The sequence below is a fragment of the Serratia sp. CY40230 genome (genome assembly GCF_052168835.1).
In the GTDB taxonomy this organism is placed as follows: domain Bacteria; phylum Pseudomonadota; class Gammaproteobacteria; order Enterobacterales; family Enterobacteriaceae; genus Serratia; species Serratia nematodiphila.
Genome location: NZ_JBJNLX010000005.1, coordinates 259,125 through 277,900, shown reverse-complemented (window position 1 = coordinate 277,900; position 18,776 = coordinate 259,125). Strand labels below are relative to the sequence as shown.

19 protein-coding genes and 1 other annotated feature are annotated in these 18,776 nt (G+C 58.7%); of the genes, 17 read left to right on the top strand and 2 right to left on the bottom strand.

The features are described from left to right. Position 1: 1 nt before the first annotated feature. From ACJ8IJ_RS18660 to ACJ8IJ_RS18645, 4 genes are all read left to right on the top strand, one after another. Positions 2-1,783, top strand: a complete 1,782-nt coding sequence (locus tag ACJ8IJ_RS18660; RefSeq protein WP_004931432.1) for a GMC family oxidoreductase — start codon at positions 2-4, stop codon at positions 1,781-1,783. A 12-nt stretch (positions 1,784-1,795) separates the two neighbouring features. After that, positions 1,796-3,133: a c-type cytochrome gene (locus ACJ8IJ_RS18655; protein WP_004931431.1), complete on the top strand. Its 1,338-nt coding sequence runs from the start codon at positions 1,796-1,798 to the stop codon at positions 3,131-3,133. A gap of 257 nt (positions 3,134-3,390) precedes the next feature. Beyond that, the gene (locus tag ACJ8IJ_RS18650; protein ID WP_021505488.1) at positions 3,391-4,674 is read left to right on the top strand and encodes a septum site-determining protein; all 1,284 of its coding nucleotides are present in this window, start codon (positions 3,391-3,393) and stop codon (positions 4,672-4,674) included. A gap of 150 nt (positions 4,675-4,824) precedes the next feature. Beyond that, positions 4,825-5,958, top strand: coding sequence for an ABC transporter substrate-binding protein (locus tag ACJ8IJ_RS18645; protein WP_049186298.1), 1,134 nt, complete (start codon positions 4,825-4,827; stop codon positions 5,956-5,958). Between the two features lie 37 nt (positions 5,959-5,995). Here ACJ8IJ_RS18645 and ACJ8IJ_RS18640 read toward each other — a convergent pair whose 3' ends face one another. Then, positions 5,996-6,682 (bottom strand): MarC family NAAT transporter, encoded by a 687-nt coding sequence (locus ACJ8IJ_RS18640; protein ID WP_004931428.1) that lies wholly within the window; start codon positions 6,680-6,682, stop codon positions 5,996-5,998. A gap of 442 nt (positions 6,683-7,124) precedes the next feature. Here ACJ8IJ_RS18640 and ACJ8IJ_RS18635 point away from each other — a divergent pair, with 442 nt between their 5' ends. The 9 genes from ACJ8IJ_RS18635 (at position 7,125) to ihfA (ending at position 15,256) form a co-directional block, all read left to right on the top strand. Next, entirely contained in the window at positions 7,125-7,748 is a 624-nt protein-coding gene (locus ACJ8IJ_RS18635) for a hypothetical protein (RefSeq protein ID WP_442518439.1), read from the top strand. A gap of 218 nt (positions 7,749-7,966) precedes the next feature. Further along, a complete protein-coding gene (gene thrS, locus ACJ8IJ_RS18630; RefSeq protein WP_004931421.1) occupies positions 7,967-9,895 on the top strand; it encodes a threonine--tRNA ligase in 1,929 nt (642 codons plus the stop codon). 3 nt (positions 9,896-9,898) lie between these two features. Beyond that, positions 9,899-10,450 carry a translation initiation factor IF-3 gene (infC, locus tag ACJ8IJ_RS18625; RefSeq protein WP_048233542.1) on the top strand — a complete coding sequence of 184 codons (552 nt, stop codon included), beginning with the start codon at positions 9,899-9,901 and terminating at the stop codon, positions 10,448-10,450. 98 nt (positions 10,451-10,548) lie between these two features. After that, positions 10,549-10,746: a 50S ribosomal protein L35 gene (gene rpmI, locus ACJ8IJ_RS18620; RefSeq protein WP_004931418.1), complete on the top strand. Its 198-nt coding sequence runs from the start codon at positions 10,549-10,551 to the stop codon at positions 10,744-10,746. A 43-nt stretch (positions 10,747-10,789) separates the two neighbouring features. Beyond that, positions 10,790-11,146 (top strand): 50S ribosomal protein L20, encoded by a 357-nt coding sequence (gene rplT / locus ACJ8IJ_RS18615; RefSeq protein WP_004931417.1) that lies wholly within the window; start codon positions 10,790-10,792, stop codon positions 11,144-11,146. Positions 11,147-11,259: 113 nt separating this feature from the next. Continuing rightward, positions 11,260-11,382 (top strand) — a sequence feature (Phe leader region). Beyond that, a complete protein-coding gene (gene pheM, locus ACJ8IJ_RS18610; protein WP_121626058.1) occupies positions 11,264-11,308 on the top strand; it encodes a pheST operon leader peptide PheM in 45 nt (14 codons plus the stop codon). It overlaps the preceding feature by 45 nt. A gap of 187 nt (positions 11,383-11,569) precedes the next feature. Then, on the top strand, positions 11,570-12,553 hold the full coding sequence (pheS, locus tag ACJ8IJ_RS18605; protein WP_004931416.1) for a phenylalanine--tRNA ligase subunit alpha: 984 nt from the start codon (positions 11,570-11,572) through the stop codon (positions 12,551-12,553). 14 nt (positions 12,554-12,567) lie between these two features. Further along, the gene (gene pheT, locus ACJ8IJ_RS18600) at positions 12,568-14,955 is read left to right on the top strand and encodes a phenylalanine--tRNA ligase subunit beta (protein WP_197752671.1); all 2,388 of its coding nucleotides are present in this window, start codon (positions 12,568-12,570) and stop codon (positions 14,953-14,955) included. Between the two features lie 4 nt (positions 14,956-14,959). Beyond that, the gene (ihfA, locus tag ACJ8IJ_RS18595) at positions 14,960-15,256 is read left to right on the top strand and encodes an integration host factor subunit alpha (protein WP_004931414.1); all 297 of its coding nucleotides are present in this window, start codon (positions 14,960-14,962) and stop codon (positions 15,254-15,256) included. Between the two features lie 189 nt (positions 15,257-15,445). Here the strand turns inward: ihfA and ACJ8IJ_RS18590 are convergent, their stop codons facing one another. Continuing rightward, positions 15,446-15,577, bottom strand: coding sequence for a hypothetical protein (locus tag ACJ8IJ_RS18590; RefSeq protein WP_015377698.1), 132 nt, complete (start codon positions 15,575-15,577; stop codon positions 15,446-15,448). A gap of 231 nt (positions 15,578-15,808) precedes the next feature. On the opposite strand from ACJ8IJ_RS18590, the gene ACJ8IJ_RS18585 reads away from it, so the two are divergent. From ACJ8IJ_RS18585 to btuD, 4 genes are all read left to right on the top strand, one after another. Next, the gene (locus ACJ8IJ_RS18585; protein WP_049186303.1) at positions 15,809-16,225 is read left to right on the top strand and encodes a DUF2502 domain-containing protein; all 417 of its coding nucleotides are present in this window, start codon (positions 15,809-15,811) and stop codon (positions 16,223-16,225) included. Positions 16,226-16,404: 179 nt separating this feature from the next. Further along, positions 16,405-17,412, top strand: a complete 1,008-nt coding sequence (gene btuC / locus ACJ8IJ_RS18580; protein WP_004931412.1) for a vitamin B12 ABC transporter permease BtuC — start codon at positions 16,405-16,407, stop codon at positions 17,410-17,412. Positions 17,413-17,457: 45 nt separating this feature from the next. Next, on the top strand, positions 17,458-18,009 hold the full coding sequence (locus ACJ8IJ_RS18575; RefSeq protein ID WP_049186305.1) for a glutathione peroxidase: 552 nt from the start codon (positions 17,458-17,460) through the stop codon (positions 18,007-18,009). A gap of 5 nt (positions 18,010-18,014) precedes the next feature. Continuing rightward, complete coding sequence (gene btuD / locus ACJ8IJ_RS18570) at positions 18,015-18,770, top strand: vitamin B12 ABC transporter ATP-binding protein BtuD (RefSeq protein WP_442518438.1); 756 nt, start codon at positions 18,015-18,017, stop codon at positions 18,768-18,770. Positions 18,771-18,776 lie beyond the last annotated feature (6 nt).

The window sequence follows — 18,776 nt, the reverse complement described above, 5'->3', positions numbered from 1 at the left end:
CATGGCAACGGTAATGAAAAAAGTAGACGCGGTGATCGTCGGCTTCGGCTGGGTGGGCGCGATCATGGCCAAAGAGCTGACCGAGGCCGGCCTCAACGTGGTGGCGCTGGAGCGCGGCCCGATGCGCGACACCTATCCGGACGGTTCTTACCCGCAGGTGATCGACGAGCTGACCTATAACATTCGGCGCAAGCTGTTCCAGGATCTGTCGAAAAGCACCGTCACCATTCGCCATAACAGCAGCCAGACCGCGGTGCCTTACCGCCAGCTGGCGGCGTTCCTGCCGGGCACCGGCGTCGGCGGCGCCGGCCTGCACTGGTCGGGCGTGCATTTCCGCGTCGATCCGATCGAACTGCGCATGCGCAGCCATTATGAAGAGCGTTACGGCAAAAACTTCATTCCGAAGGACATGACCATCCAGGACTTCGGCGTGACTTACGACGAGCTGGAGCCGTTCTTCGACAAGGCGGAGAAAGTGTTCGGCACCTCCGGTACCGCCTGGACCATCAAAGGGCAGAAAGTGGCGCAGAAGGGCGGTAACCGCTTTGCGCCGGATCGCTCCGACGACTTCCCGCTGCCGGCGCAGAAAAATACCTACTCCGCTCAGCTGTTCGAGAAAGCGGCGCTGGAGGTGGGTTACCACCCTTACAACCTGCCGTCCGCCAACACCTCGGATTCTTACACCAACCCGTACGGCGCGCAGATGGGCCCGTGCAACTTCTGCGGTTTCTGCAGCGGCTACGCCTGCTACATGTATTCCAAGGCCTCGCCGAACGTCAACATCTTGCCGGCGCTGCGCATGGAGAAACGCTTCGAGCTGCGCACCAACGCCAACGTGCTGAAGGTCAACCTGACCGACGACAAATCCCGCGCCACCGGCGTGAACTACGTCGATGCGCAGGGCCGCGAGATTGAACAGCCGGCCGATCTGGTGATCCTGGGCGCGTTCCAGTTCCACAACGTGCACCTGATGCTGCTGTCCGGCATCGGCAAGCCTTACGATCCGGTAACCGGCGAAGGGGTGGTCGGGCGCAACTTCGCCTACCAGAACATGACCACCATCAAGGCGTTCTTCGATAAAGACGTCTTCACCAACCCGTTCATCGGCGCCGGCGGCAACGGCGTGGGCGTGGACGACTTCAACGCCGACAACTTCGATCACGCCAAAGAAGGCTTCGTCGGCGGTTCGCCATTCTGGGTCAACCAGGCGGGCACCAAGCCGATCTCCGGCCTGCCGACCCCGCCGGGCACCCCGGCCTGGGGCAGCAAGTGGAAAGCGGCGGTGGCGGATGCCTACACCCATCACGTCTCGATGGACGCCCACGGCGCGCACCAGTCGTACCGCAATAACTATCTGGATCTCGATCCCAACTACAAGAACGTCTTTGGCCAGCCGCTGCTGCGCATGACGTTCGACTGGCAGGAAAACGACATCAAGATGGCGCAGTTCATGTACGACAAGATGGCGCCGATCGCCAAGGCGATGAACCCGAAACTGATCGCCGGCAGCCCGAAAAACGCCAACAGCCACTTCGACACCACCAGCTACCAGACTACCCACATGAACGGCGGTGCGGTGATGGGGGAAGATCCGAAGACCAGCGCGGTCAACCGCTATCTGCAGAGCTGGGACGTGCACAACGTGTTCTCGATCGGCGCATCGGCCTTCCCGCAAGGGCTGGGCTACAACCCGACCGGCACCGTGGCGGCGCTGGCTTACTGGTCTGCCCGCGCCATTCGCGAGCAGTATCTGAAAAACCCAGGCCCATTGGTGCAGGCATAAGGACGGCGAACGATGAAAGCATTTGTACCGGCACTGGTTCTCAGTGCAGTGAGTTTTTCCGTTTGGGCGCAGGACGCCACCGTCAGCAGCGAGCTGATCAAGCGCGGCGAGTACCTGGCGCGCGCCGGTGACTGCGTGGCCTGTCATACCGATGGCAAGAACGGCAAAACCTTCGCCGGCGGCCTGGCGATGGAGACGCCGATCGGCACCATCTACTCGACCAACATCACGCCGGACAAGAAAACCGGCATCGGCGATTACAGCTTCGAGGATTTCGACAACGCGGTGCGTAAGGGCGTAGCCAAAAACGGCAGCACCCTGTACCCGGCGATGCCGTACCCGTCGTTCGCGTTGGTGAAAGAGGACGACATGCGCGCCATGTATGCCTATTTCATGCACGGCGTGCAGCCGGTGGAACAGGCCAACAAGGACTCCGACATCCCGTGGCCGCTGTCGATGCGCTGGCCGCTGAGCATCTGGCGCGGCATGTTTGCGCCGTCGCCGGCGGATTTCGTTGCCGACGCCAAGGCCGATCCGGTGATTGAACGCGGACGCTACCTGGTGGAAGGCCTGGGCCACTGCGGTGCCTGCCATACCCCGCGCAGCATCACCATGCAGGAAAAAGCGCTGAGCAACAGCGAAAGCGACGACTACCTGTCCGGCAGCAACGCGCCGATCGACGGGTGGGTGGCTTCCAGCCTGCGCGGCGACCGCAAGGATGGCCTGGGCAGCTGGAGCGAAGCCGAGCTGACCGAGTTCCTGAAAACCGGCCGTAACGACAAGGCGATCGTGTTCGGCGGCATGAGCGACGTTGTGGAGCACAGCCTGCAATACCTGAGCGACGACGATCTGACCGCCATCGCGCGCTACCTGAAATCGCTGCCGCCGAAAGACGGCAAGCAGCAGGCGGCGCCGGTCGAAGACAGCGTGGCCAAGGATCTGTGGCGCGGCGACGACAGCAAGCCCGGCGCGGCGCTGTATGTCGATAACTGCGCGGCCTGCCATCGCACCGACGGCGTGGGCTACAAGCGCGCCTTCCCGTCGCTGAAGGGCAATCCGGTGGTGCAGACCGAGGACGCGACTTCGCTGATCCACATCGTGCTGACCGGCAACACTACGCCGGCGGTGCAGGGGGCGGTATCCAACATCACCATGCCGCCGTTTGGCTGGCGTCTGAACGATCAGCAGGTGGCGGACGTGGTGAACTTCATCCGCTCGAGCTGGGGCAACAGCGCCAAACCGGTGAGCGCTTCCGACGTGGCCGACGTGCGTAAAGACCGCTCGATGATCCGCGACGAGAAGGAGATGGGCAGCGCCGAGGTGCCGGACCATCCGGACGCGAAGAAATAAACCGCTTAAGGGCTCCGCAAGGGGCCCTTAGTTTTTACTGAGTGCGCCGTTTTTTTCAGCACATTGTGTTCGCAAATCGTTCATTCAGCCGATAAAACATAGACCCGCAGCGGATTTTTCATTATCCTTTGCCGTCCTTTCATCAGGCGTAAGTATGAAATATCGCTTTAATTCACTGATTATTATTAAAAAACTCGCGGAGAAGGATATCCCGTTAGGCGCAATCGTTGTCGCCGCAGATTAAGGTAGACTGTCTCATGAGTACGATTTCTCCCGATTCAGGCACGCTGACGGCCGCTCAGCCTGCCAAATGGAACAAAACCGACACCGTCTGGATGTTCGGTCTCTATGCGACTGCGGTGGGCGCCGGTACGTTGTTCTTGCCGATCAACGCCGGCCTGAACGGCCCGCTGGTGTTGCTGTTGATGGCGCTGTTCGCTTTCCCGCTGACCTATTTGCCGCACCGCGCGCTCAGCCGCTTCGTGCTTTCCGGCTCCAGCCGCGACGGCAACATTCACGATGTGGTGGTGGAACACTTCGGCGTGCTGGCCGGCAAAATCATCATGATGCTGTATCTGATGGCGTTCTTCCCGATCGTGCTGGTGTACAGCATTTCGATCACCAACGCGCTGGACAGCTTCCTGATCCATCAGTTCCACGTGGCCCCGCTGCCGCGCATCTGGCTGAGCCTGGCGGTGGTGGTGGTACTCAATCTGGTGCTGCTGCGCGGCAAAGACAGCATCGTGGCGGCGATGGGCATGCTGGTGTTCCCACTGCTGGTGTTCCTGATGGGCATTTCGCTCTATCTGATGCCGAGCTGGAATACCGCCAACTTCGTGCACGGCCTGGTCGCCACCCGCTTCGACACGCCGGGGTTGTGGCATTCGCTGTGGCTGGCCGTGCCGGTGATGGTGTTCTCCTTCAGCCATGCGCCGATCATCTCTTCCTTTGCCTCAACCCAGAAGAGCCTGTACGGCGACAAGGCGGAGCGCCGCTGCGCGCGCATCATGCGCTATAGCTATGTGCTGATCTGCGTTACCGTGCTGTTCTTCGTGTTCAGCTGCGTGCTGAGCCTGTCTCATGAAGACATGCTGCAGGCGAAAGAGCAGAACATCACGGTGCTGACTACGCTGGCCAACAAGTTCTCCAACCCGCTGATCGCCTACCTTGGCCCGGTGATGGCGATGCTGGCGATGGCCAAATCCTATCTCGGCACTTCGCTGGGGGTGACGGAAGGGGCGACCAGCCTGATCGACGGCGTCACGCGCGCGGTCGGCAAGCCGCTCAGCTCGCGCATGACGCACCGCATCTCGGCGGTGGCGCTGTTCCTGCTCACCTGGGCGGCGACGGTGTGGAACCCCAGCGCGCTGCATATCATCGAAACCATCAGCGGCCCGCTGATTGCCGCCATCCTGTTCATTCTGCCGATGTACGCCGTACGTGCGGTGCCGGCCATGCGCCAGTACCGCGCGGCGAGCAACGTATTCGTGCTGGTGATGGGCCTGATTGCGCTGTCGGCGCTGATCTACGGCCTGATGTGATCCCCTGGGCGCGCCGCTTCCGGCGCGCCTCTTATCCTTTCTTTACACATCCCTTTGCAATTAATCGCCGATATGCCGGGCGTTATCTTTGATAATGCAAGCCATTCTCATTAGTATTTTCTGAATGTATTCATGACTAAGGAGTTTTTCGTGCACCGTCGAATCACTTTGCCGGCGCTGGTTTGCGCCGCCTTGCTCGCCTCTCCGGCGATGGCCACCACTTATCCGCTGACGCTGACCGACACGTCCGGCCAGACGATCACCCTCCAGCAAGAGCCGAAACGCATCGTGGTGCAGGACGGGCGCGACATTCTCACGCTGGCGCTGCTCGATCGCGCCAATCCGTTCGGCCGGCTGGTGGCCTGGAATAACCTGCTGAAGAAAAGCGATGCGGCGACCTGGGATATCTTGCAGAGCAAATGGCCGGGGGCGAAAAACATCATCGATATGGGATTCAGCGATAAGGGTGAAGTGAACCTGGAGAGCGTGATCGCCAAGCGGCCCGATCTGATGATCGCCCAGCTGCGCTCCAAGCCTTCGCTGAGCCAAACCGGCGTGCTGGATAAGCTGAAGGCGCTGAACGTGCCGGTGCTGTTCATCGATACCATGCTCAAGCCGGTGGAAAACACGCCGAAAAGCGTGACGCTGCTGGGGGAAACCCTCAACCGCGAAAGCGAAGCCAAGCAATATACCGATTATTATCAGCAGCATTATCAGGCCATTCTGGCCAAAACGCAGGCGGTGGAACCCAAACCGCGGGTGTTTTTCGAAGCCAAGGCTGGCCTGAATGGGCTGGAGTCCTGCTGCTTCACCCATGCGCACGTCGGCTGGGGGGCGCTGGTCGAGGCGGTCGGCGCGCGCAACATCGGCTCTGCGCTGTTGCCGGGCGCGACCGGCGACGTGGCACTGGAAAAAGTGATCGCCATGAAACCGGACGCCTACATCGTTTCCGGCTCACAGTGGGCCAGCAAGACCAACGCCGCGGTGCCGTTCGGCTATGGCGTGACGCAGCAACAGGTGGATGAGGCTTTCAACCGCATGAAACAGCGCCCGGGCTTCGCGCAGGTGTCGGCGGTGAAAGAGGGGCGGTTCTACGGTATCTACCATAATTTCTACAACCATCCGTACAACATCGTGGGGCTGGAGTATCTGGCGAAGTTTATCTACCCGGCGCAGTTCCCGGATCTGGATCCGGCCAAGACCTACAGCGAGATCCTCAGCCGCTTTACCGAAGTGCCGGAAGGCAAGGGCATTTTGGGCGCGCAGGCGCCGATGGGGAAATAACGGCAACGGGCGCGACGATCGCGCCCGTTTTGTGTGATCAGGCGGCCGGCGTATAGGTGGAGATGATCTCCAGCACGCCGTTGATAATGAACTGTACCCCCATACACACCAGCAGGAAGCCCATCAGGCGCGAGATCGCCTCGATGCCGCTTTTCCCCACCAGGCGCATGATGGCGCCGGAGCTGAGCAGGCAGCCCCACAGGATCACCGCGACCGTCAGGAAGATGGCGACCGGCGCCACGGCCAGCACCCAGGGTTCAAAACCCAGCGTGTTCGCTTTGACGCTCGACGCCGAGCTGATGATCATCGCGATGGTGCCCGGCCCGGCGGTGCTCGGCATGGCCAACGGCACGAAGGCGATGTTGGCCGATGTCTTGTGGCGCAGCTCGTGCGACTTGCTCTCCACCTCCGGCGCCTCATCGGCGCTTTGTTGCGGGAACAGCATGCGGAAACCGATAAAGGCGACGATCAGGCCGCCGGCGATGCGCAGGCCAGGGATCGAAATACCGAAAGTGTTCATCACCACCTGCCCGGCGTAAAACGCCACCGTCATGATGCAGAACACATAAACCGAGGCCATCAGCGACTGCTGATTGCGCTCTTCGCGCGTCATATTACCGGACAAGCCGAGCAGCAACGCCACCGTGGTCAGCGGGTTGGCCAGCGGCAACAGCAGCACCAAACCCAGTCCGATGGCCTGGAATAACTGCAAAATACCCGTCATAAAGTAGACTCCCTGTGCAACGTTCAGGCCGCCAGGCGGCGGCCTACGAGCTAAACAGCCTAGCCTGCCGCGTGCCTGGCGGCAATGGGGATAGCTCGTAACGTTAATTAACCGTCGGCCGGCGTTTCATCATTGCCGTTGCACTCGCCGGCGAGCTCAGGTTCATCCTCACATCCCAACGGGGCGTCGTTGACCGCAATCGCCCGCGGCGCCGAACGCGCACCAAAATGCATCAGCCCCTATAACGTCGTTAATACCGCGCACCCATGATGAGCGCAGGCTGAAAAACGAGCGGCGCTCAGAAAAAATGCACAATTTTTGTGTTTTATGGCCTTTTTCGCCGCAATTGGCCGGTAAAGGCCGACGTTCAGCACCAATTGCTACACCCCGCAGGCTCAGCTGCCTACCATAGGCGCGCTTTAAAACGATAATGAGATTGATTATGCAAGACGAGTTGAAACTTTTACTGGGGAAAATCAGCGCATTCGCGCTTTCCGCCACCTTCATGGCGGCATTGGTCGGCCTGGTGTTTATCGATGTGCACTGGTTGCATAACTTCGTGCATGAAACCTCGCTGACCGAAGCGGCGCAGGAACTGTTGCTGCTCGCTATCGCCGGCGGTTTTTTCGCCGCGGCCTGGCGGCAGGCGGAACGCCGCTCCGCCTGGATGCTGGTCGGCGGCTTCTTTCTCTGCATGCTGATCCGCGAGATGGACTTCGCTTTCGATGCGTTGTGGCACGGCGCCTGGGTGTGGTTCGCGCTGGCGGTCACCTTGGTCTGTCTATGCCATGCCGCCAGGCACATTGCGGCGACGGTGCGCGGCCTGGCCGATTTCGTGACGCATCCCGGCTACGGCATGATGTGCGCCGGTCTGCTGTGCATTCTGGTGTTTTCACGCCTGTTCGGCATGAGCGCGCTGTGGCAAACGCTGATGCTGGACGGTTACAACCGGGTGGTGAAAAACATGGTGGAAGAGGGCTGCGAACTGCTGGGCTACGGCCTGTGCCTGCTGGCCACCCTCAGCTACATGAAGACCGTTTTTGCGCCGAATGAAGCGAAAGTGTGAGGGCGACGGCGCTTTATTTATCCGGAACAATTTTAGTGATACTATTCGCTTAGCCGAATGCGGCTGAGAAGGTATGCGTTCCATTCTGTATACCCAGTGAGGTTTCAATCTGGCAATTGTGGGCGAGATCTGAAACCTGGCTGACCAAACCCAAAATCCAATTTTCGTACTGCATGTGATCTGTCGTGTGGGTCACCACTGTAGATAAGGAATTATTAATGCCTGTTATTACTCTTCCTGACGGTAGTCAGCGTCATTTCGACCACCCCGTTTCCCCGATGGATGTCGCGCGCGATATCGGCCCTGGCCTGGCGAAAGCCTGTATTGCCGGCCGCGTCAACGGCGAGCTGGTTGATGCCGGCGATCTGATCGAATCAGATGCGCAGCTGGCCATCATCACCATCAAAGATGAAGACGGTCTGGAAATCATGCGCCACTCCTGCGCGCACCTGCTGGGTCATGCGATCAAGCAGCTGTGGCCGGATACCAAAATGGCGATCGGTCCTGTTATCGACAACGGTTTCTATTATGACGTGGATATCGACCGCACCCTGACGCAGGAAGACCTGGATCTGCTGGAAAAGCGGATGCACGAGTTGGCCGATAAGGATTACGACGTCATCAAGAAGAAGGTCAGCTGGCAAGAAGCCCGCGACACCTTCGCTGAGCGCGGCGAAATCTATAAAGTGGCGATCCTGGATGAGAACATCAGCCATGACGATCGTCCTGGCCTGTATCACCACGAAGAATACATCGACATGTGCCGCGGCCCGCACGTGCCGAACATGCGTTTCTGCCACCATTTCAAGCTGCAGAAAACCTCCGGCGCTTACTGGCGCGGTGACAGCAAAAACAAAATGCTGCAGCGTATCTACGGTACCGCCTGGGCAGACAAGAAGCAGCTGAACGCCTACCTGCAACGCCTGGAAGAAGCGGCCAAGCGCGATCACCGCAAGATCGGCAAACAGCTCGACCTGTATCACATGCAGGAAGAAGCGCCGGGCATGGTGTTCTGGCACAACGACGGTTGGACTATCTTCCGCGAGCTGGAAGCCTTCGTGCGCATGAAGCTCAAAGAGTACCAGTACCAGGAAGTGAAAGGTCCGTTCATGATGGACCGCGTGCTGTGGGAAAAAACCGGCCACTGGGAAAACTACAAAGACGCCATGTTCACCACCGCGTCGGAAAACCGCGAATACTGCATCAAGCCGATGAACTGCCCGGGTCACGTGCAGATCTTCAACCAGGGCCTGAAGTCGTACCGCGATTTGCCGCTGCGCATGGGCGAATTCGGCAGCTGCCACCGCAACGAGCCGTCGGGCTCCCTGCACGGCCTGATGCGCGTGCGCGGCTTCACGCAGGATGACGCCCACATCTTCTGTACCGAAGAGCAGGTGCGCGCCGAAGTGAACGAATGCATTCGCATGGTCTATGACGTGTACGGCACTTTCGGTTTCGACAAGATCGCCGTCAAGCTGTCGACTCGCCCGGAAAAACGCATCGGCACCGACGACATGTGGACCCGTGCGGAAGAAGACCTGGCCGCCGCGCTGACCGAGAACGGCATTCCGTTCGAGTACCAGCCGGGCGAGGGCGCCTTCTACGGACCGAAAATTGAATTTACCCTGCATGATTGTTTGGATCGCGCATGGCAATGTGGTACCGTGCAGCTCGATTTCTTCTTGCCGGGCCGTTTGGGCGCTTCGTATGTTGGCGAAAACAACGATCGCGTCGTGCCGGTAATGATTCACCGCGCCATTTTGGGCTCCATGGAACGCTTCATCGGTATCCTGACCGAAGAATACGCCGGGTTCTACCCGACCTGGATCGCTCCGGTGCAGGTGGTGGTGATGAATATCACCGACAGCCAGTCTGATTACGTCCAGCAATTGACCAAAAAACTGCAGGATGCAGGTATTCGCGTGAAAGCGGACTTGAGAAATGAGAAGATTGGCTTTAAAATTCGCGAACATACTTTACGTCGAGTCCCTTACATGTTGGTGTGCGGCGACAAAGAGGTCGAAGCCGGCAAAGTTGCCGTTCGTACCCGCCGTGGCAAAGACCTGGGAAGCCTGGACGTAAACGAAGTCGTAGACAAGCTGCTGAAAGAGATTCGCAGCCGTAGTCTTCATCAACTGGAGGAATAAAGTATTAAAGGCGGAAAACGAGTTCAACCGGCGCGTCCTAATCGCATTAACAGAGAAATTCGCGCGCAAGAAGTTCGCCTAACCGGCGTCGATGGCGAGCAGATTGGTATTGTCAGTCTGAATGAAGCTCTTGAAAAAGCTGAGGAAGCGGGCGTTGATTTAGTAGAAATCAGCCCAAATGCCGAACCGCCAGTTTGCCGAATCATGGATTACGGCAAATTCCTCTACGAGAAGAGCAAGTCGACGAAAGAACAGAAGAAGAAGCAAAAAGTTATTCAGGTCAAGGAAATCAAATTCCGTCCTGGCACCGATGATGGCGACTATCAGGTCAAACTACGCAACCTGATTCGCTTTCTGGAAGATGGCGATAAAGCCAAAATCACCCTGCGTTTCCGTGGGCGTGAGATGGCGCACCAGCAGATCGGTATGGAAGTGCTTAACCGCGTCCGTAAAGACCTGTGTGAAGATATGGATCTGGCAGTGGTCGAATCCTTCCCTACGAAGATCGAAGGCCGCCAGATGATTATGGTGCTCGCTCCTAAGAAGAAACAGTAAGGCTTACAAGTAATGGAACCCGCGCGGCGCTTGCGCTGTGTGGGTTTTATTCGCCCAACTGATTCGTTGTTTAACAATGCGAAGTGGATTTAATTAAAATGCCAAAGATTAAAACTGTACGTGGTGCAGCCAAGCGCTTCAAAAAAACCGGCAGCGGTGGTTTTAAGCGTAAACATGCCAACCTGCGTCATATTCTGACCAAAAAAGCAACCAAGCGTAAACGTCACCTGCGTCCGAAAGGCATGGTGTCTAAAAACGATCTGGTCCTGGTTACCGCGTGCCTGCCGTACGCATAAGCCATTTTTTTTGAATTTAGAATAAGACTTTAGGAGAGAGCATATGGCTCGCGTAAAACGTGGTGTAATTGCACGCGCACGTCACAAGAAAATCATGAAGCAGGCGAAAGGCTACTACGGTGCCCGTTCGCGCGTATATCGTGTTGCCTTCCAGGCAGTAATCAAAGCAGGTCAGTATGCTTACCGTGACCGTCGTCAACGTAAGCGTCAGTTCCGTCAGCTGTGGATTGCACGTATCAACGCAGCTGCTCGTCAGAACGGTCTGTCTTACAGCAAGTTCATCAACGGCTTGAAAAAAGCCTCGATCGAAATTGACCGTAAGATCCTGGCTGACATCGCAGTCTTCGACAAAGTGGCCTTCGGCGCACTGGTTGAGAAAGCGAAAGCAGCTCTGGCGTAAGTCAGTAGAAGAGGGAGCTTGCTCCCTCTTTTAATCTTTGTTTTCAGCGACAAATATTGACTTTTATTGCCCGCCGCTATATCACTGGTGGACAATTATCGACAAGGTACCGCAATCATGCACGCAGCTATTTTTCGTTTCTTTTTTTACTTTAGCGCCTGATTTCAGGAGGCTTTGCGCGTAAGAAAAGAAACGAAAAGTAGCGCCTGAGCCTCCCTCGTGGAGGCTTTTTTGTTTTTGGCCATCGTCTCGCCTTGCCAGGCGTTGCGGTGAGGGCGGCAGACACTCAGTCGGCCCTGTGCCGCGCAGGTGAGTCGCTTGGCCGACAACGCATTGAAAAGTCTTTGAAGATTGCTCAAAGGCGTGTTCGAATAATAGATAACAATTACTTAGGGCCATCCCGGCCAGAGGAAGAGGAAAGCAATGCCACATCTCGCAGAGCTGGTTGCCAATGCCAAGGCAGCCGTAGAAGATGCCCAGGATGTTGCCGCGTTAGATTTGGTGCGCGTCGAATATTTTGGCAAGAAAGGTCATTTCACCTTGCAGATGCAGTCTCTGCGCGACGTACCGGCGGAAGACCGTCCGGCGGCCGGCGCGGTGATCAACCAGGCCAAGCAAGAAGTACAGGACGCCCTGAACGCGCGTAAGAACGCGCTGGAAAGCGCCGCGCTGAACGCGCGCCTGGCGGCTGAAACCATCGACGTTTCCCTGCCGGGCCGTCGCATGGAGAACGGCGGCCTGCATCCGGTGACCCGCACCATCGACCGTATCGAAACCTTCTTCGGCGAGTTGGGCTTTTCCGTTGCCACCGGCCCGGAGATTGAAGACGATTACCATAACTTCGACGCGCTGAACATTCCAGGGCACCACCCGGCGCGCGCCGATCACGATACCTTCTGGTTCGACGCCACACGCCTGCTGCGCACCCAGACTTCCGGCGTGCAGATCCGCACCATGAAGAACCAACAGCCGCCGATCCGTATCATTGCGCCGGGCCGCGTTTACCGTAACGACTACGATCAGACTCACACCCCGATGTTCCACCAGATGGAAGGGCTGATCGTCGATAAAGACATCAGCTTCACCAACCTGAAGGGCACGCTGCACGATTTCCTGAATAACTTCTTTGAAGAAGACCTGCAGGTTCGTTTCCGTCCGTCCTACTTCCCATTCACCGAGCCGTCCGCTGAAGTGGACGTGATGGGCAAGAACGGCAAGTGGCTGGAAGTGCTGGGCTGCGGCATGGTGCATCCGAACGTGCTGCGCAACGTCGGCATCGATCCGGAAGTTTACTCCGGCTTCGCCTTCGGCATGGGCATGGAGCGCCTGACGATGCTGCGTTACGGCGTCACCGACCTGCGCGCATTCTTCGAAAACGATCTGCGTTTCCTCAAACAGTTTAAGTAAGGCGGGAATATCACATGAAATTCAGTGAACTCTGGTTGCGCGAGTGGGTAAACCCGGCCATCAGCAGCGAAGCATTATCCGATCAAATCACCATGGCCGGCCTGGAAGTGGACGGCGTGGATCCGGTTGCCGGCGCGTTTAACGGCGTTGTGGTGGGTGAAGTGGTCGAGTGCGGTCAGCACCCGAACGCCGACAAACTGCGCGTCACTAAAGTTAACGTGGGCGGCGATCGCTTGCTCGACATCGTTTGCGGCGCGCCGAACTGCCGTACCGGCCTGAAAGTGGCGGTCGCCACCGTGGGCGCGGTGCTGCCGGGCGATTTCAAAATCAAAGCCGCCAAGCTGCGCGGCGAGCCTTCGGAAGGCATGCTGTGCTCGTTCTCCGAGCTGGGCATTTCCGACGATCATGACGGCATCATCGAGTTGCCGCTGGATGCGCCGATCGGCACCGACATCCGTGACTACCTGAAACTGAACGACAACACCATCGAGATCAGCGTTACCCCGAACCGCGCCGACTGCCTGGGTATCATCGGCGTTGCGCGCGACGTGGGCGTACTGAACCAGGTGGCGCTGACCGAGCCGGATATGAGCCCGGTGGCTGCCACCATCGACGCCACGCTGCCGATCCGCGTTGACGCGCCGCAGGCGTGCCCTCGTTATCTGGGCCGCGTGGTGAAAGGCATCGACGTCACCGCGCCAACCCCGCTGTGGATGCGTGAAAAGCTGCGTCGCTGTGGCATTCGCTCCATCGATGCGGTGGTTGACGTCACCAACTATGTGCTGCTGGAGCTTGGCCAGCCGATGCACGCTTTCGATCTGAGCCGCATCGACGGCGGCATCGTGGTGCGCATGGCGGAAGAAGGCGAAACGCTGAGGCTGTTGGACGGCAGTGAAGCCAAACTGAACGCCGACACCTTAGTGATCGCCGATCATCAAAAAGCGTTGGCGATGGGTGGCATCTTCGGTGGCGAGCATTCCGGCGTCAACGGGGAAACTCAGGACGTGCTGCTGGAATGCGCCTTCTTCAGCCCGCTGTCGATCACCGGCCGCGCGCGTCGTCACGGCCTGCACACCGACGCTTCTCACCGCTATGAGCGCGGTGTCGATCCGGCGCTGCAGTACAAAGCGATGGAACGCGCCACGCGCCTGCTGCTCGATATTTGCGGCGGTCAGGCCGGCCCGATTATCGACGTGACCCACGAGAACGAACTGCCGAAGCGCGCCACCATCACGCTGCGCCGCGAGAAGCTGGATCGCCTGATCGGCCACGTGGTGCCAAGCGAGCAGGTCAGCGACATTCTGCGCCGCCTGGGTTGCCAGGTGACCGAGCAGGGCGACAGCTGGCAAGCGGTCGCGCCAAGCTGGCGTTTCGATATGGAGATCGAAGAGGATCTGGTGGAAGAAGTGGCGCGCGTTTACGGCTACGACAACATCCCAGATGTGCCGGTGCGCGCCGATCTGGTGATGACCCAGCATCGCGAAGCCGATCTGACGCTGAAGCGCGTGAAGACCATGCTGGTCGATCACGGTTATCAGGAAGCGATCACCTACAGCTTCGTCGATCCGAAGGTGCAGGCGCTGCTGCACCCGAATGAAGAAGCGCTGATCCTGCCAAGTCCGATTTCGGTAGAAATGTCGGCGATGCGCCTGTCGCTGTGGACCGGCCTGCTGTCTGCGGTGGTGTATAACCAGAACCGCCAGCAGACGCGTCTGCGCCTGTTCGAAAGCGGCCTGCGCTTTGTGCCTGATAGTGCGGCAGATCTGGGTATCCGTCAGGATGTCATGCTGGCGGGCGTGATCGCCGGCCATACGCACGATGAACATTGGGATCTGGCGCGCAAGCCCGTCGACTTCTATGATTTAAAAGGGGATCTGGAGTCCGTCCTCGAGCTGACCGGTAAATTATCCGAAATTCAGTTCCGGGCGGAAGCCAATCCGGCCCTGCATCCAGGGCAAAGTGCGGCGATTTATTTGCACGGCGAACGCGTAGGTTTCATCGGTGTGGTTCACCCGGAACTTGAACGTAAACTGGATCTTAACGGCCGCACCGTGGTGTTTGAACTGGAGTGGAACAAGCTTGCGAGCCGCGCCGTGCCTCAGGCGCGGGAGATTTCGCGCTTCCCGGCAAACCGCCGTGATATCGCCATTGTGGTGGCTGAAAACGTCCCCGCAGAAGATATTTTGGCCGAGTGTAAGAAAGTTGGCGCAAATCAGGTAGTTGGCGTAAACTTGTTTGACGTGTACCGTGGCAAGGGCGTGGCAGAAGGTGACAAGAGCCTGGCTATCAGTCTGGTATTGCAGGATACCGCTCGTACACTGGAAGAAGAGGAGATAGCCGCTACCGTTGCAAAATGCGTAGAGGCTCTAAAACAGCGATTCCAAGCATCCTTGAGGGATTGAACCTATGGCGCTTACTAAAGCTGAAATGTCAGAACACCTGTTTGAGAAGCTTGGGCTTAGCAAACGGGACGCCAAAGACCTGGTGGAACTGTTCTTTGAAGAGGTCCGTCGGGCTCTTGAGAATGGCGAACAGGTAAAACTGTCGGGTTTTGGCAACTTTGATCTGCGTGACAAGAACCAACGTCCGGGGCGTAACCCGAAGACCGGCGAAGACATTCCGATTACGGCGCGCCGTGTGGTGACCTTCCGTCCGGGGCAGAAGCTGAAAAGCCGGGTAGAAAACGCCAGCCCGAAAGGGTGAGTGACGTGACATCAAAAAAGGCCGCTTGCGCGGCCTTTTTCTTTTCTGAGACAAAATTCAGTTTATTCCTAATGGGCAATGCATGAATTAAAATTATTCATTAAATCACCTCGGCGAAAATTTATTTAATCTCAATTGCGGAGTATTCTTATATCTTATTTTGTGTGGTGAGTGGTCATATTTGTTGTTTCAATAACGGCCGTAATAATGGCCAGGGCCGTCGCCACGGTGGCCACCGCCCCCGTGCGGGCCCCAGCAGCAGGCGCTCAGGGTTGAGGCCAGGGCTACAACGGTCAGCAGCATACCGATACGTTTAATCATCTTATAATCCTCCGGTGGAAATCCATTTAACTATAATTGCCGCGCCGCTTGAGAGACGTCAGTTATTCGTTAAATCTTGTCAGTGGTTATGATAATTAAAGGTGGCGGCAAACAGTGTAGGGATTGTGTAAGGCCGTCGAAAACAATCTGAAAATAGGCATCGGTGAGATAGTCGTTAAATAAGCACGCTGATATAACCACTGCAGCAAGAAAATAGAGTGAGAAGGTGAAATGAAAAAGATCTTGTTGCTGGTGTGTTTCCCGCTGTTGCTGCCGCTGGCGGCGAAGGCCGATGTCTCCGTCGATATCAACGTGCCGGGCGTTTCTCTGCATCTGGGGGATCAGGACCGTCGCGGCTACTACTGGGATGGCTACGACTGGCGTCCACCGCAGTGGTGGCATGCGCACCAGGGCCGCGGCCTGGGTGAGCGCAATGCGCGCGGTATGTACTGGGACGGCGGACGCTGGCAACCTTCGCCGCCGCGTGGCTATGAGCATCGTGGGCCGGAACGCAGCGGCAATCCATTCCACGGCGATCGCGATAGTCGCGACCACGACCGCCGTCATGACGATCGCGGTGACCATGACCGCCGCGATGGTGGCCGCGGCCAACCTTATCCACCGGGCAACGCCGGCCCGCATCGTTAATCCCTGAGTTTATCGGCGGCTGGTTTTGCCATCATTGTTGCGATGACGGGCAAGGCCAGCCGCTGCTTTCCTGAGCCACTATCCACGCAAGACTTCCCCTTGCGGCGTTAACCCCCTAATATTCGACTCAAACGTCAATTATCCGGCCACGACAGCGGCCGGCAGGGAACCGCCGCGCTATGCCAACCAGCCGTACCTTCACCTTACTGTTGCAACATCAACGCTACCGCGATAAACGCCAGCTCAGTCTGTTGGCGCTGGGCGTGGCGGTGGCGTTGCTGGTCAGCCTTTGCGCCGGCGACCAATGGATATGGCCGTCAGCGTGGTTCAGCGATCGAGCGCAACTGTTTGTTTGGCAACTGCGTTTGCCGCGCGCGCTGGCGGTGATGCTGGTCGGCGCCGCCCTGGCGGTGGCGGGCGCGGTGATGCAGGCGCTGTTTGAAAATCCTCTGGCGGAGCCCGGTCTGCTGGGCGTCGCTAACGGCGCCGGCGTAGCGCTGGTGCTGACGGTGTTGTTGGGGCACGGTTTGTTGCCGGTGGCGCTGATGAGCGCCGCCGCGATAGCCGGTGCGCTGGCGATGACCTTCTTGCTGCTGGGCTTCGCTCGCCGGCGACGTCTGACCAATGCACGGCTGTTGCTGGTCGGCGTGGCGCTGGGCATCGTGTGCAGCGCGCTGATGACCTGGGCGGTCTATTTCAGCACCAGCCTCGATCTGCGGCAGCTGATGTACTGGATGATGGGCGGTTTCGGCGGCGTCGACTGGCGCCAAAAGTGGCTGGTGCTGGCGCTACTGCCGGTGTTGCTGTGGCTGTGTGGCCAGGGCCGAGCGCTCAACCTGATGGCGCTGGGCGAGGTGCAGGCGCGCCAGCTCGGGCTGTCGCTGCATGTGTGGCGTAACCTGCTGGTGCTGGCGATCGGCTGGCTGGTTGGCGTCAGCGTGGCGCTCGCCGGGGTGATCGGCTTCGTTGGGCTGGTGATCCCGCATATTTTGCGGCTCACCGGCCTGACAGACCAGCGCTATCTGCTGCCGGCCTGCGCGCTGGCGGGGGCCGGGGTGTTGCTGGTGGCCGATGTGATCGCCCGCGTTGCGCTGCTGGCGGCCGAGCTGCCGATCGGCGTGGTGACAGCCACGCTGGGGGCGCCGCTATTTATCTGGTTACTGACCCGGACAAAAGGCGTAAGGTAGTTTTCTTCATTCACCTGCCATTAAAAAACCAAAGGATGACAACCGATGAGCAAGCCAATCGACAACCTGCCGTTACAAACCATCGAAAATCAGACGACCACGCTGGGTGCCTATCAGGGCAAGGTGCTGTTGGTGGTCAACGTGGCCTCGGAGTGCGGCCTGACCAAGCAGTACGAAGGGCTGGAAGCGCTGTACGAAACCTATCGCGAGCGGGGGCTGGAAGTGCTGGGGTTCCCGTCCAATGAATTCCTGGGCCAGGAGCCGGGCAGCAACGAAGAGATCCTGGCGTTTTGCCGCGGCACCTTCGGCGTGCAATTCCCAATGTTTGCCAAGATTGAGGTGAACGGTGAACACCGTCATCCGCTGTACCAAGCGTTGATTGCCGCACAGCCGCAGGCCGTCGCGCCGGAAGGCAGCGAGTTCCTGGCGCGGATGACCAGCAAAGGGCGTGCGCCGAAGCATCCCGGCGATATTCTGTGGAACTTTGAGAAATTCCTTATCGCGCGCGACGGCACGGTGATCCAGCGCTTCTCGCCTGACACCACACCTGAGGATCCGGCGCTGGTGGCGGCGGTGAAACAGGCGCTGGCAGGGTAATACGGATGCTGCAACTCGTTGAGGTTGGGGTGGCGGGGCGCCTGGCGCCTTTTTCGGCACAGATTGACGGCGGGTTGCAGGTTCACCTGATCGGCCCAAATGGCGCAGGGAAGAGTACCCTGCTGGCGCGGGTGGCGGGTATGCTGCCGGGGCGGGGCGAAGTCTGCCTGGACGGATGCGCGCTCTCCGATTATCCGGGGAGCGAGCTGGCGCGCCGACGCGGTTATCTCAGCCAGCAACAGCCGCCGGTGTCGCTGATGCCGGTGTTTCAGTATTTGGCGTTGCACCGGCCTGCCGGCGCGGCGCAAACCGAGGTGGAACACACCATCCTCTATCTGTGCCAGCGGTTGAAGCTGGTGGATAAACTGTCACGCATGCTGACACAGCTTTCCGGTGGAGAATGGCAACGGGTGCGGCTGGTGGCGGTATTGCTGCAGGTGTGGCCCAGCGTTAACCCGCACAGCCGATTGTTGTTGCTGGATGAACCAACCAATAGCCTGGATGTGGCGCAAAAGGTCGCGCTGGATCGCCTGCTGCGCGAATTCTGCCAAAGTGGGCGCAGCGCGCTGGTGTGCGCACACGATCTGAATCATACCCTGCAGCAGGCCGATCGGGTTTGGTTGCTGCACGCTGGGCAGTTGGTCGCGCAGGGCATCACCCGTGAGGTGATGGCGCCCGCACTGTTGTCGCAGATCTATGAAGTGGATTTCCACCTGCAATGGGTGGGGAACCAGCGTTGGATCATGACCCGCACGGCTTAATTCGCC